We start from the raw sequence: 11,837 nt of genomic DNA, 5'->3' as shown, positions 1-11,837 counted from the left end.
TCGGTGCGAAGTCTGCGATCGGCTGAGGCGCGATTCGAATCGTGGTGGTCTGGGTGCCCCCGTCGTCGGAGGCCGTGGCGTCGCTCGAGCAGCCGGTCAGTGCCAATGCTGCGGTCGCGACCGCAGCTAGGGCAACAACTCTGAACCGTGGTGTCGACCGAAGGGTATGTCCAACCGTCATGTCCGAAAGCCTCTCGCTGGGAAAGATATGACTTCCTTGCCGGTAATCCGGTGGGAAGGTGAAGACGCTCAAAGAATTCCGTACGCCGGAACGATTGTTGTGACTATAGTAATTTCCAAGACGAATGCCAAGGGTTTTCCAAGAACACGAGATTTCGGATCGCCGGGTACATCCACGGCACCGGGAGGGGATCGGATGACGAAGGGTTCTGCGTCCGCCGTCGACAAAGCGCTGGATCTACTCGAGGCCATCGCGCGCTCGACCACGCCGATGAAGCTCAGCGAACTGGCAGAAGAAGTCGGGATGCTCCGCCCGACTGCGCACCGAGTGCTCGGAGAACTCGCGAACCGTGGTTGGGTCTTCCGCTACGACGGTCGCTATCTCCCCGGCCCGGCTGCACTGCAGGTTTCCCACGAAGCGGCAGCGCACTCGTTGGCGGCCTTGTGCGATCCGACCATGCGGGTGCTGTCCGAGAGCACCGACATGATGGTGAATCTGCAGGTTCTCGAGAGCGGCGGAACGCGGATCATCGCGGCGCTGCGTCCCGAGAGACTCAAGATGATCACTCGGATGCTCGGGGATCTGCTTCCGCCGCACCGGTTCGCGGGTCCGCTCGCGTTGGTCGCGGCACTCGAGGACAACACCCGGGCGCCCTACCTGGCGATGGTGGAGAAGAGCGGCTATCCGCTGGAAGGCCCCACCGGCTTTCTCGCCGACATAGCCGAGACGCAGAAAACCGGATTCGCCGTTGTACACAAACGATCTCAGGACATCATCGGTTCGGTCTCGCGTGCAGTGTCTTCCCGCAAGGGATCTCCGCTCTGCGCGTTGACGGTGATCGGGTTCGATACCGACTTCGATGCGAAAACGACGCGAATGGTCGAAGAACACCTGCTGCGGGCCACCGATGAAGTGCAGCAACTCCTCACTGACCACACTTCGGGCAAGCGCCCGTCCGACACAGGAGAAGAAGGATGATTTCACGGACCGAGGGCTTCATCACCGTCGCAGACGGCGAACGGGTCTGGTACGAGACTGCCGGCGAGGGCCCGGATCTGATTCTCACGCACGGTCTCGGCGGCAACGCCGCGGTCTGGTACCAACAGGTACCGTACTTCGCTCAGCATTATCGGGTAATCAGCTGGGATCAGCGAGGATTCGGCCGGTCCACCAACGAAAATGGCAACCACGGCCCGGTAGCGGCAGTCTCGGATCTGATCGAAATCATGAACCTGTTGGAGGTCGATCGAGCGCGCGTGGTCGGCCAGTCGATGGGCGGTTGGGCCGCATTGGGGACCGCGATCGCTGTTCCGGAGCGGGTGGAGTCGGTAGTCCTGGCCTGCACGACCGGCGGCATTCCCGTCGGATTCGGTCCGGACAGCGCACCTCCCCTCACCGCGGCGCCCGACACGGCGCGGCCACTGGGGGAACACCCCGCTGTGGGCGGACGGTTGCCGAGCTTGGACATGGCGAGGGCATACCTGTACCAAGCTCTCGGCACCTTCGGCTATCGCCCACCTGACACCGAGTTCTTCCGAATTCTCAAGGCCCACAACTACTCGCCGAGCGATCTTGCCACGGTGACGGCGCCGGTTCTGCTGATCGCGGGCGAGCTGGACGATTTGATGACACCCGAGCGGATTCGCAGCGCCGCCGAGTTCCTGCCCCACGCCGAAGTGGTCGAACTTGCCGACCGCGGCCACTCCCCCTACTTCGAGGACCCACACGCGTGGAACGAGTTGGTGGCGCACTTCCTGGCCGATGTTCGTGCGCGCCCAGTGCGCTGAAACACCAACTCGTCACGCATATTCCAACTCCGAGGAGATCTAATGGATTCATCTCAGACCGTCGAGTTCATCCCACCCGCTTTCGATACGCCGTTCTCCACCGGAGTGCGCGTCGGAGACGTTCTATATCTGTCGGGTCAGATCGGCATGCTCCCGGACGGGACCTTGGCCGACGGCTTCGAAGCGCAGGCTCGACAGACCATGGAGAACATAGTGGCTTCGCTGATCGCTTACGGTTCCGGCGTCGAAGCAATCTTCAAATGCACTGTCATGCTTGACGACATGTCTCGTTGGCAGGAGTTCAACAAGGTCTACCTCGAGTACTTCCCGGCGTCGAGACTGCCGGCCCGCAGTGCGTTCGGAACAGATGGACTGGCGCTGGGTGCGCACATGGAGGTCGAATGCATGGCGTACACACCGCGGGTCTGACTGCTCGCGGGCACTAGCCGTCCCAATCCACACGTTCAGCGAGGCGCAGCAACGTGCGTCGGCGTGTAGTGCTGGTTTCGCCGATGTGCGCGATCCGGCCGTAGATGTGGGCGCGGAAGTTCTCGATTCCGTCCCGATTCTGTTCCTGCGCAGAAGTACTGGCGGCATTGTGCAGCAGGGCACGCAAGCGATCGTAGTCGTCACGCGGATACGACGGTTGGTCGTTGATCACCAGCCCGGTGAGGTGTTGGCGTCGATGAGGGCGCATCACCTTGGTCTTTCGTGGATGGATGGCAAACCCTTCGTCCCTGGCGATCTGCTCGACCGTCCAGAGGAGGGTTCCGACGTCGGCTACTTCGATTCCGGAGAAGGCGAGGTCGTCGGCGTATCGGGTGTAGGTGAGCCAGTTCGCTTGTGCGAGTCCACTCAAGCGGATATCGAGTTTGCGCGCGACGAGATTCGCCAGTGCAGGCGAAGTTGGCGCGCCTTGCGGAAGATGCGCGGTGCGTAGCTGTGATGCCTGTGCATACGGTAGGCCGCGCAGGGTATCGGCAGGTGTTGCAACAGTGCACAATCCGGTGAGAACTCCTGCCACTGCGGGTGGATAGCCGAGGGCGGTGAAGACGGCGTGGACGCGGCTGCCGCTGATCGAGGGGAAGAACTGCGCGAGGTCCACACCGATCACGATTTCCGACTGTGCGTGCGGCGCTGCAAAAGTCAGAGGGCTTCGACCACGGACAAATCCGTGTGCCGCGTCGTGCGGGGGCACCAGGTCGAGTATGCGGCGCAGAATCTTGCGCTGAATTTCGCGCAATCGAGGTTTCGGTACCTCGAGGAGGCGAGCGCCGGTCTTCTTGCTGATCTGCATGGGCCGGTAGTGGCGTAGCGGTAGGGGTTTCGTGCGGAGCCATTCCCCTCGGTCGGCAAACCACTCGAGTTCGGAGATCGTCAGATCCAGTGAACGAGCCAGGTCCACACTGGTGTTGTAGCGGGGAACGTCGAACCGCCACACCGAGGATTCATTGGTGTCCAGTGAGAGAGGAACAGGCCGCAGGCGAGGTAGTTCGCGAAGCAATCGGTACAGAGTCTGCGGTTCGAACGGTGGGGCGGGCATGAGGTCGAGAACGCGCACGGCCAGGAGCGTCGGGGAAACACCGAAGACGGTTCCGAATGCCTCCTCGAGGCCGCTGAGGGTCCACGGAGCGTCAGCAGCCGCAACGGCCAGACGACGCGCCAACTCGGGATCGAGCTCGAAGTCACGCATGATTCGACTCCGGGATGCGACGGGGCGGGGTGACCAAATCCTTTGTCCGGTGCGGCGGCAAGCACGCGGAGCGTGCCGAACGCCGGTGGACGCAGTATTCAATTCTTCTGGCCGACCCAGGGGTTACCCCTGAGACTGGTCGCGTGGACCAACTCTCACCCACGCGCCGCCGCATCCCTTCACAATGGCAGACCGTCCGGTATCTGTCACGTGTGAAGCGGATCTGTCAGGTGTGGGTTCTCAGATCGACGAACGATCCGAACCGACGAACTCGCTGATCCACGGCACGACTGCTTCGCGGACGGTGACCGCCTGCGGCAGTAGTCCGTTGCTCAGCAGGAGATCGGCCGCGCGCTGCTGCTCGTCGAGGAACTCGTCGGTGACCGGGTTGACACCGAAAGGACGCCCGCGCAGTGCAGCTTCCCAGGCATCGATGCTCGCGGACCCGCCACGCTTCTCGATGTCGTCGACGAAGATCTGCGCGGCTTCGCGGGGGTTGGCTTCGATCCAGGCGTCGGATTCCTGCAGGGCCTCGATGATCGCCTGGAGGGCCTCCGGGTTGGTATCCGCGAAATCGCGCCGGGTGAACCACAGTGAGGGGTGGCTGAAGAGTCCGTCGGTGGCGATCAGCGTGCGCAGTTCGTGGTTCGCTTCGATGTCGGTCAGCCCCGGGTACGCCCCTACCCAGGCATCGATGGTGCCGTCGACGAGGTCCGCTCCACCACCGCGCACGTCGGTATCGACGGGGACGATGTCGGACCAGGTCAGCCCCGCCTGATCCAAGGCGAACAACAACAGTGTGGTCTGCCACGATCCGTGCGCGATGCCGACGCGCTTGCCGCGCAGGTCCTCTACCGTGTTGATCTCGGACTCTGCCTTGACTACCAGGCGCCCGTTCTCCACGCGGGGGCCGGAGATTCCGATGTAGACGAGATCGCGGCCCTGGGCCAATCCGGTGACCGGCGGCGTGAATCCGGTTCCGATCACATCGTATCCGCCCTCCTCGAACAGCCAGTCCGAGTGCAGGGTCGGCAAGGCGTTTTCCGGGTTCACTGCAGGCTTGGCGGGAAGCTCACGCAGGTCCACCCACTCGACATCGGGGAGACGGCGTTCGAGGATTCCGGTGTGGCGCAGTACGAACAGCGAATTGTTGTGTGGGAAGTATCCGACGCGAACGGTCATGAGATCTACGGTTTCCTGTTCTGAATCAGTGATGGGGATGGCTAGATGAGGCCGCGTCGACGCGCCTCGTCGGCGAGTCCGCTACGGCCCCACTGGACCGTGAGGTTGGACGGATCGAATTCGACCGAACCGCCGAGGGTTTCGGCGATCGCCTGGAACTGGGCGCCTTCCTCGAGGAGGACGACGAACTTCGCGAGGTCGAGCAACCCGCTGCGGCCGATGACGTTGACCCCGCCGTTGGCTTCGAAGATCGCCACCAAATCGGGATCGTGTTCGAGACGCTCGAGAATGAACTCGCCCGCAGAACGGGATCGGTCGATGTGCGGCGGAATCTCTCGGGAGAGCGTCAGCCTCTGCGAAGCCGCATATCGGATGGGTAGCGTTCGGTGTGTCTGTGCCCAACCGCCGAGCCACGGAGTGTGGATGTGGACGACGCTGGTGATTTCCGGATGCTCACGGAACACTGACGCGTAGCCGGTGACAAAACCAGCCGATCCGTTGCCGGACAGCACCTCTCCACCGAACGTAGCAACAACCGGTGACACCGACGGATCGTCCGCCCACGGTCCCGGGTCGTTCAGGGCGACCGCGATTTCGGTGCCGGGTACGCGTTCGACGAAGTTCACGGTCCCGTTGGCTGCAACCGTTCCGGTCTTGCGGAAGACGTCGAATGCCTTGTCTGCTGCTTTGCGCACTGCTTCGACGAATGCTGCGGTATCGGCGTCGAGTCGAGTTTCGGTGGTGGTCATCGAGTCTCCAGTCCAGAAGGTGTGATCGGGGTGCGCTGCAGGAGGGGAAGAACTTCTTCGCCGACGCGGTATGCCTCTTCGAGATGCGGGTTACCGGCGAGGATGAAGGCGTCGACGCCTAGTTCGCGCAGCTCGTCGAGTCTTTCGGCGACCTGTTCGTAGCTGCCGACCAGTCCGAACGCCGGTCCGCCACGGATGAGGCTGAAGCCACACCACACGTTGGGCTGTACTTCCAGATCTCGGTAACCCATGATGTGTTCGGGCACCCACCCTTTGATGCGGGCGGCGCCCACCGAGTCACCCTGCGCTGCACGGTCGGCGGCCCCCTTGTCGACGAAGGCCCAGCCTTTCTCGATCTCGGCCCACGCGGCTTCTTCGGTGTGCCGGGCAACGACGTCGATGCGTACGGCGAACTTCGGGGTGCGTCCCAGCTTGGCCGAGTTCTCCCGCACGCCGTCGATCTTGGCTCTCAGATCGGCGTACGGCTCCAGCCAGGAAAGGTAGTAATCGGAGTGCAGTCCGGCGGCGGCGACGGCTGCTGCCGAAGACCCGGAGAAGTACACCTCGGGAAACGGCTGGCCGGCAAGTCCGGGTGGCAGTGCAGCGCCGTGGGTTTGGAAGAAGCGACCGTCGAAGTCGAAAGGTTCGCCGTCCCACACACCCTTGAGGACATCGAGGAACTCGGATGTCCTGGTGTAGCGATCGTCATGGTCGACCTTGTCGCCCCACCACAGCTGAGGCGCTCCGCCTCCACCACTGATGATGTTGTAAACCAGACGTCCGCCGGTTGCTCGCTGCAGACTGGCCGACATCCGCGCGGCCTGTACCGGGTGAAGGAACCCCGGTTGGAACGCGACCATGAAACGGTACGTGGTGGTCTCGGCGGCCAACGCTGCTGCGGTCGCCCACGGATCCTCGGTCATCGGGAAGGACGGCAGCAGTCCACCGAGGAAGCCGGCAGACTCGGAAGCCTTTGCCACTGCGGCCATGTGGTCGATGTAGCTGTATCCGTCCAACTCGCCGCCGCGGATCGCGGGAGCGATGTTGCCCGGCCCGTATCCACCGGCATCGCCGCGGTTGTAGCGACGCGGAGTACGCAGCGACGCGTGGTCGCCTTCCATCCCGATCCGCCAATAGAAATCGATGCTCATGCGGTGGCCTTCTCTTCTGTGGTGGCCTTCTCTTCCTTGCGGATCCGACCCTCGGGATCGACCAGGTGCAGGAGATGCTCGCCCGCCCGGTGCAGCTCTTCGATGTGTGGCCGACCGGACAAGACGAAACCGTCCACGCCGAGATCGCGATACGACGACAATCGCTGCGCCACTTCCTCGTAGCTTCCGACGAGGCCGATACTGTGCTCGTAGCCGATGCGGTCGAATCCGGACCACAGGATGCCGCCCCGGTCGATCTCGAGTGCAGCGGAATCGGATTCTCTCAGTTGCCGTTCGACGCGAGCCCAGGCTTCGTCGGCTGTCTCCCTCGCGATGATCGGGATGCGCAGGACCTTCTCGACGGTCCTGCCGAGTTCGGATGCTCGGTCGTCGAGGGTGGTGATCCGTGTCGACAACTCGTCACCGGCAAGGGTGAACTGATGGACATCGGCATGGTGGGCCGAGAGTTCCAGAGCTTCCGGTGAGTCTCCGGTCAGATGTACTCGGGGAAAACGGAGTCCCGACAAGATGCCTCGGAATCCGCCGCCGAGTACGTCGTAGTATTCGCCGTCGAAGTCGTAACCCGTGCCGCCGAATCCGCCGGGCAGAATCTGTTCCTCGTTCCACACGCCGCGTGCGACGGTCAGGAACTCCGCGGCGCGCGCGTAGCGGTCGGCTCCTCGAACCACGTCTCCGCGAGCAGCGGCGTCTTCGGGGTCCGTCTCTACCTTCACTCGCCATTCGAGACGACCTGCCGACAGGCGCTGAAGTGTCGCCGACATTTTGGCGGCGTAGACGGGGGTGCCGAAAGTGGGGTGAAACTCCACGACCACTCGCGAATGACGCGTCTGACGTAGGGCGGCGGCAGCAACGATCCAGGATTCTTCGCCATTCGGATCGTACGGTGCGACAACACCGTCGACGCCCGACAGTTCGGCTGCGAGAACGATCTGTGCCAATTCGTCGAAGGGCCCGAAGTTTCCGGGGCGAACATCGGTCGCGACGGTAGTCGGTCGCTGTGGCCCGAAGCCGCCGCGACTGTTCAGCGCGGCCACTGCCCGACGTCCGTCACCGCGCGAGGGCAGCTCCCAGTAGACGTCCGTCATTCTTCTGTGCCCTTCTGCGCGGCGACAAGTGCGCGTGCCTGTTCCAGTGGTTCGTGCGCCACCCAGGACTGCAGGTCGAAGTCGGCGGCAAGGAAGCCGTGCGCATACAGGAATTGTTTCTGCACGCCGAGCAGGTCCACACGCTCGTCCGGCAGGCTCAAATGCAGTCCGGTGTGGAAGTTCTCGCCGTAGGCTGCCACCACACCTTCGGGCCCGGACTGTGTTTCGGTCTGCAGCACGGCTCGGACCTCGTCGATGTTGGCTGCGGCCCAGTCCGCTGCTCTCAGGCTCTCGGCGAGGAAACCGACGACGATGTCCGGGCGCTGTTCGAGTAGGTCGGCATGAACCGTGATCGGTCGTGGGGTGCCGTTGTTGACGCGATCACGTAGGGATGCAGTGGAATCGAGATCGACGGCAACGGCGAGGCCGTGTTCGCGGGCAACTTCCTGGGCGCGGGCGCCCTTGACGTAGATGGCATCGACGTCGCCGCGGAGCAGGGATTCGACACCCCACGTCGTGTTGCGGGTGGACGAGGCGGTGCGGACCTCGGGGGCTGCGGTCGTCGCAACCTCGACGAGGGTGACGTCGGCAAAACTCAACTCGCCCAGTCGAAGTGCGGAGGCGAAGCCGTGCAGGGCCATGGCGCGAGGAAAGCTCCTGGCCTGATCCGCAGCCCAGGCCGGGATACCGATCCGAGCGCCGGCCAGAAGACCTGCTTCGCGGATGTCGGAGTCTCCGCGCACCAGGATTGCCTGGGCCTCGTCGATCCAGGTGAGCCCAATGAGCCTCGTCGGAGAACCACTGGCACGCGCGGCCAGTGCGGGGACGTTGCCGCCTTCGCGAACGAGTCCGGAGAGATGGTGATCGAAATGGCGCACTGCCAATTCCGGTCCGGCATCTTGCAGTACGCCGAAACGCACTCCGGATTCGTTTGCCGTCCGGTCGAGCCAACCGAGACTGTTGGCGAGACCGCTGGCGGTGGGAACGGGGCAGCGGGTGTACCAGAGTGTGTCGATTGCGGAATCAGCGATCAATGTCATGACTGTCCTGTCCGTCGGGGAAGGTGCGGCCGACACCGAGTTCCTTCAGGAAACTCGCTCGGTAGCGCAAAGATTCGGGATCGTTCCGATCGCGGGGGCGTGGCAGGTCGATGTCGACGTCCACGGCAAACCCGCCCTTGTCGAGGATGAGCACGCGGTCGGCAAGTCGTACGGCTTCGTCGACGTCGTGCGTGACGAGTAGTACGGCCGGACGGTGGCGGGCGACCAGATCGCCTACCAAGTCTTGCATTTGGAGCCTGGTCAAAGCGTCGAGGGCCGCGAACGGTTCGTCGAGCAGTAATAGTTCAGGTTCGCGAACGAGAGCGCGCGCCAATGCGACGCGTTGGGCCTCGCCGCCGGAGAGGGTGGCCGGCCAGGCACGGTGCTTGTCCGCGAGGTTGACCTCGGAGAGTGCGTTGCGTGCATTGTCGGTCACCTGACGTGACCGTTTCTGTCCGACTGTGACATTGGCCAGAACTCGCTTCGACGGTATCAATCGCGGTTCCTGGTAGACGACCGTGCGGTCGCGCGGAACCAGCACCTCGCCGCTGTCCGGTGCTTCCAAACCGGAGAGCACTCGCAACAGGGTTGTCTTGCCGGTACCGCTGGGGCCGAGGAGAACGACGAACTCTCCGCGTGTGATCTCGAGGTCGATACCACCCAGAACAGTCTTGTCACCGAACGACTTCCGCACTCCGGTGAGTGAGACTGCCACTGGTGATCCGGCTCGTCGTTCGGCCGCAGTGGTGCCGGTCCGCTCACGCGTTGCCAACGGCGGGAGAGGTGCTTCGGTGGTCGGCAGCGAGCCGACGGTCGTGTTCGTCATCGCGCCACCGACAATCTCCGCCACGGCATGGAGTACCGCTCGATCAGCCTGACGACGGCGTCGAAGATGAGACCCAGCGCCGCGTACATGACGATGCACAGAACCATGTAATCGGTGCGGTTGTATTCCTGCGCCAGAGTGACCAGGTATCCGATGCCCTCACGTGTGCCGACCTGCTCGGCGGCGATCAATCCGGTGATGCTGAGCGACAGGCAGATTCGAAGCCCCATCAGAACACCGGGGAGGGCGGTCGGAAGAATCGCTCCGAACACCAGTCGCCAACCTGTCAGTCCGAATCCCTGTGCCGCTTCCACCATCTTGCGATCGACCCCGCGCACTCCCAGGTAGGTGTACGCGTACATGGGGGCGACGGTCGCGACCGCGATCAGGACCACCTTGAAAGTTTCGTCGATACCGAACCAGGCGATGAACAGCGGAACGAGCGCGAGGAACGGAACCGCGCGATTGATCTGCATGGTCGAGTCGATCAGTTCTTCACCGAGCGAGGAGAGACCGGAGAGAACCCCGAGCACCAATCCGACGATCACACCGACCGAAACACCGAGTGCAGCACGTTGAAGCGACGCGAGACCGAAGTCGACCAACTGACCCGACTGGTACAGCTCGGCGAATGCCGTCCACACCGCCGGAGGTCCGGCCAGGATCTCTTCGCGGATCAGTCCGGTAGCGGATCCGATCCACCATCCGGCAACCAGCAGCGCGGGCACGAGGAAGCGGAGGGGGATCGAGACCCACTTGGGCCTGCTGCGATTGCGCCGGTAGCGGGGCGTTTCGAGTTGCGGATGCTCCACTGACGGCGACGCCGTTCGTGCGGGGCGGGTCAGCGTCACCATCGGGTCACTTCCCCTCGGTGGTGGGCGCTGCCGCTGCCGAACCTGCCACAGCACCCTGGAGGTCGAAGATCACGTCGCTGCCCTTGAGGGGCTGCTGGATCACCTTGTTCTCGGCGAACAGCGTGGAGATGGATTCGAGGTCGGTAGCGTCGGCTGCAGTCGGGTAGCGGAAGTTGGTGACCTGGCCGCCGAGGGTGATCGCGTCGTCGAGTCGCTGTCCGGAGAGTGCACGCGGACCGGTCTGTTCGAAGACGTTCTCGAAGGCTGCTGGGTCGGCCTGCTGCTTCGCGGTGAGTTCCTGGGTGACCTCGAGGAACTTCTGGACCACCTCGGGATGCGCTTCGAGTACTGCGGTGCGGCCGGCGATGATGGTGCTGTCCACGGAGTCGATGCTCGCCTCGGTTGCTATCTCGACCGCGCCCTTGGCCTTCGCCTCCTGATATGGAATCAGGAAGGATGCCCACGCGTCTACCTGCCCGGTGGAGAACGCCGACGCCGCGTCAGCCTGTTGCAGCGGAACACGTTCGACGGAATCGATCGGCACTCCGGCCTGCGTCAGGGCCGTGAGCGTGATGTACTCGCCCTTACCTGCAGGGTTGACGGCGATGCGCTTGCCGGCCAGATCTGCGACGGTCTTGATTCCGGATTCCGGAGTGGCGATGATGCCGGCCTGGTCCTTGTTGTACGGGTCGGACGTGGCGAAGATGCGGACACCCACGTCCTTGGACAGTGCTCCGACGACGGGACTGTATGCGCCGGTTTGGATGTCGAGTTCTCCGCTGTTGAACAGTTTGAGGTTGGAGCTGAATCCCGGTGTGGTCTTGACCCATTCGATCTTTGCGCCCAGCGGTGCCAGCGCCTCGTCGTAGGTTCCGTCACGCTTGCCGACGGCGATGGCACCGGAGTTTCCGGGATCGAAGACTTTGAGCGTGAAGTCGGCGCTGGAATTGCCTGCGGCGCTGTCGGAATCGGAAGACCCACACGCCACCGCCAACCCGGCCAGCGGGATCATGGCGAGCGCAGCGGCAGCTCGTGGCAGTCGGCGGAAGCGGGACATGTATGTGGCTCCTTCAGGCGTTGATTCGTCAGAACTGACGACGATGACGCTATTGGGTGCCTGTCCGTTTTACCCCCGTTTGTTTTCTGGAGATTGGAAATCTTGACAACATCGGAAGTCTGTTCATCTGGGCTTTTATGGACCGTCGTCTGGTTCCTTTCCACCTGATGGAAAGGATGGCCGGACTGCTGGGTCCGTGTTAGCGTCCGAT

At 63.2% G+C, this 11,837-nt stretch carries 12 protein-coding genes and 1 pseudogene; 3 read left to right on the top strand and 10 right to left on the bottom strand.

All coding sequences use genetic code 11. The annotated features are described in order from the left end of the window. Positions 1–181, bottom strand: a pseudogene (locus tag ABX74_RS30680) (ABC transporter substrate-binding protein); the annotation flags it as partial. A gap of 195 nt (positions 182–376) precedes the next feature. Between ABX74_RS30680 and ABX74_RS26145 the strand changes: the two are divergent. From ABX74_RS26145 to ABX74_RS26135, 3 genes are read left to right on the top strand one after another with little or no spacing between them, the layout of a single operon-like run. Beyond that, complete coding sequence (locus ABX74_RS26145) at positions 377–1,159, top strand: IclR family transcriptional regulator (RefSeq protein ID WP_019746079.1); 783 nt, start codon at positions 377–379, stop codon at positions 1,157–1,159. Next, entirely contained in the window at positions 1,156–1,968 is an 813-nt protein-coding gene (locus ABX74_RS26140) for an alpha/beta fold hydrolase (RefSeq protein WP_047890038.1), read from the top strand. Before ABX74_RS26145 ends, ABX74_RS26140 begins: the two co-directional genes overlap by 4 nt. 42 nt (positions 1,969–2,010) lie before the next feature. Then, on the top strand, positions 2,011–2,397 hold the full coding sequence (locus ABX74_RS26135; protein ID WP_003946047.1) for a RidA family protein: 387 nt from the start codon (positions 2,011–2,013) through the stop codon (positions 2,395–2,397). Positions 2,398–2,410: 13 nt separating this feature from the next. Here ABX74_RS26135 and ABX74_RS26130 read toward each other — a convergent pair whose 3' ends face one another. The 9 genes from ABX74_RS26130 to ABX74_RS26090 all read right to left on the bottom strand — a co-directional run bounded on the left by ABX74_RS26130 (position 2,411) and on the right by ABX74_RS26090 (position 11,626). Then, the gene (locus ABX74_RS26130; protein WP_081328905.1) at positions 2,411–3,661 is read right to left on the bottom strand and encodes a reverse transcriptase family protein; all 1,251 of its coding nucleotides are present in this window, start codon (positions 3,659–3,661) and stop codon (positions 2,411–2,413) included. A gap of 240 nt (positions 3,662–3,901) precedes the next feature. Next, positions 3,902–4,843 (bottom strand): ABC transporter substrate-binding protein, encoded by a 942-nt coding sequence (locus tag ABX74_RS26125; RefSeq protein ID WP_047890037.1) that lies wholly within the window; start codon positions 4,841–4,843, stop codon positions 3,902–3,904. 41 nt (positions 4,844–4,884) lie between these two features. Further along, positions 4,885–5,592, bottom strand: a complete 708-nt coding sequence (locus ABX74_RS26120) for a class II aldolase/adducin family protein (RefSeq protein ID WP_047890036.1) — start codon at positions 5,590–5,592, stop codon at positions 4,885–4,887. Continuing rightward, positions 5,589–6,743 (bottom strand): LLM class flavin-dependent oxidoreductase, encoded by a 1,155-nt coding sequence (locus tag ABX74_RS26115; RefSeq protein WP_047890035.1) that lies wholly within the window; start codon positions 6,741–6,743, stop codon positions 5,589–5,591. Before ABX74_RS26115 ends, ABX74_RS26120 begins: the two co-directional genes overlap by 4 nt. Further along, a complete protein-coding gene (locus tag ABX74_RS26110; RefSeq protein ID WP_003946034.1) occupies positions 6,740–7,849 on the bottom strand; it encodes an LLM class flavin-dependent oxidoreductase in 1,110 nt (369 codons plus the stop codon). The genes ABX74_RS26115 and ABX74_RS26110 overlap by 4 nt, the downstream gene beginning before the upstream one ends. Continuing rightward, entirely contained in the window at positions 7,846–8,889 is a 1,044-nt protein-coding gene (locus ABX74_RS26105) for an ABC transporter substrate-binding protein (protein ID WP_047890034.1), read from the bottom strand. The genes ABX74_RS26110 and ABX74_RS26105 overlap by 4 nt, the downstream gene beginning before the upstream one ends. Then, the gene (locus tag ABX74_RS26100) at positions 8,873–9,715 is read right to left on the bottom strand and encodes an ABC transporter ATP-binding protein (protein WP_031332129.1); all 843 of its coding nucleotides are present in this window, start codon (positions 9,713–9,715) and stop codon (positions 8,873–8,875) included. The genes ABX74_RS26105 and ABX74_RS26100 overlap by 17 nt, the downstream gene beginning before the upstream one ends. Beyond that, entirely contained in the window at positions 9,712–10,569 is an 858-nt protein-coding gene (locus tag ABX74_RS26095) for an ABC transporter permease (RefSeq protein ID WP_019746071.1), read from the bottom strand. Before ABX74_RS26095 ends, ABX74_RS26100 begins: the two co-directional genes overlap by 4 nt. 4 nt (positions 10,570–10,573) lie before the next feature. Continuing rightward, positions 10,574–11,626 (bottom strand): NrtA/SsuA/CpmA family ABC transporter substrate-binding protein, encoded by a 1,053-nt coding sequence (locus ABX74_RS26090; protein ID WP_047890033.1) that lies wholly within the window; start codon positions 11,624–11,626, stop codon positions 10,574–10,576. Positions 11,627–11,837 lie beyond the last annotated feature (211 nt).

It is taken from the genome of Rhodococcus sp. ARP2 (assembly GCF_001029585.1).
GTDB lineage: Bacteria > Actinomycetota > Actinomycetes > Mycobacteriales > Mycobacteriaceae > Rhodococcus_F > Rhodococcus_F erythropolis.
This window is presented reverse-complemented; position numbering and strand designations above follow the sequence as displayed.

Excerpts from the sequence above, each read along its gene's own strand:
- ABX74_RS26145 (WP_019746079.1), top strand. The coding sequence starts at position 377 with ATGACGAAGGGTTCTGCGTCCGCCGTCGACAAAGCGCTGGATCTACTC.
- ABX74_RS26140 (WP_047890038.1), top strand. The coding sequence starts at position 1,156 with ATGATTTCACGGACCGAGGGCTTCATCACCGTCGCAGACGGCGAACGG.
- ABX74_RS26135 (WP_003946047.1), top strand. The coding sequence starts at position 2,011 with ATGGATTCATCTCAGACCGTCGAGTTCATCCCACCCGCTTTCGATACG.
- ABX74_RS26130 (WP_081328905.1), bottom strand. The coding sequence starts at position 3,661 with ATGCGTGACTTCGAGCTCGATCCCGAGTTGGCGCGTCGTCTGGCCGTT.
- ABX74_RS26125 (WP_047890037.1), bottom strand. The coding sequence starts at position 4,843 with ATGACCGTTCGCGTCGGATACTTCCCACACAACAATTCGCTGTTCGTA.
- ABX74_RS26120 (WP_047890036.1), bottom strand. The coding sequence starts at position 5,592 with ATGACCACCACCGAAACTCGACTCGACGCCGATACCGCAGCATTCGTC.
- ABX74_RS26115 (WP_047890035.1), bottom strand. The coding sequence starts at position 6,743 with ATGAGCATCGATTTCTATTGGCGGATCGGGATGGAAGGCGACCACGCG.
- ABX74_RS26110 (WP_003946034.1), bottom strand. The coding sequence starts at position 7,849 with ATGACGGACGTCTACTGGGAGCTGCCCTCGCGCGGTGACGGACGTCGG.
- ABX74_RS26105 (WP_047890034.1), bottom strand. The coding sequence starts at position 8,889 with ATGACATTGATCGCTGATTCCGCAATCGACACACTCTGGTACACCCGC.
- ABX74_RS26100 (WP_031332129.1), bottom strand. The coding sequence starts at position 9,715 with ATGACGAACACGACCGTCGGCTCGCTGCCGACCACCGAAGCACCTCTC.
- ABX74_RS26095 (WP_019746071.1), bottom strand. The coding sequence starts at position 10,569 with ATGGTGACGCTGACCCGCCCCGCACGAACGGCGTCGCCGTCAGTGGAG.
- ABX74_RS26090 (WP_047890033.1), bottom strand. The coding sequence starts at position 11,626 with ATGTCCCGCTTCCGCCGACTGCCACGAGCTGCCGCTGCGCTCGCCATG.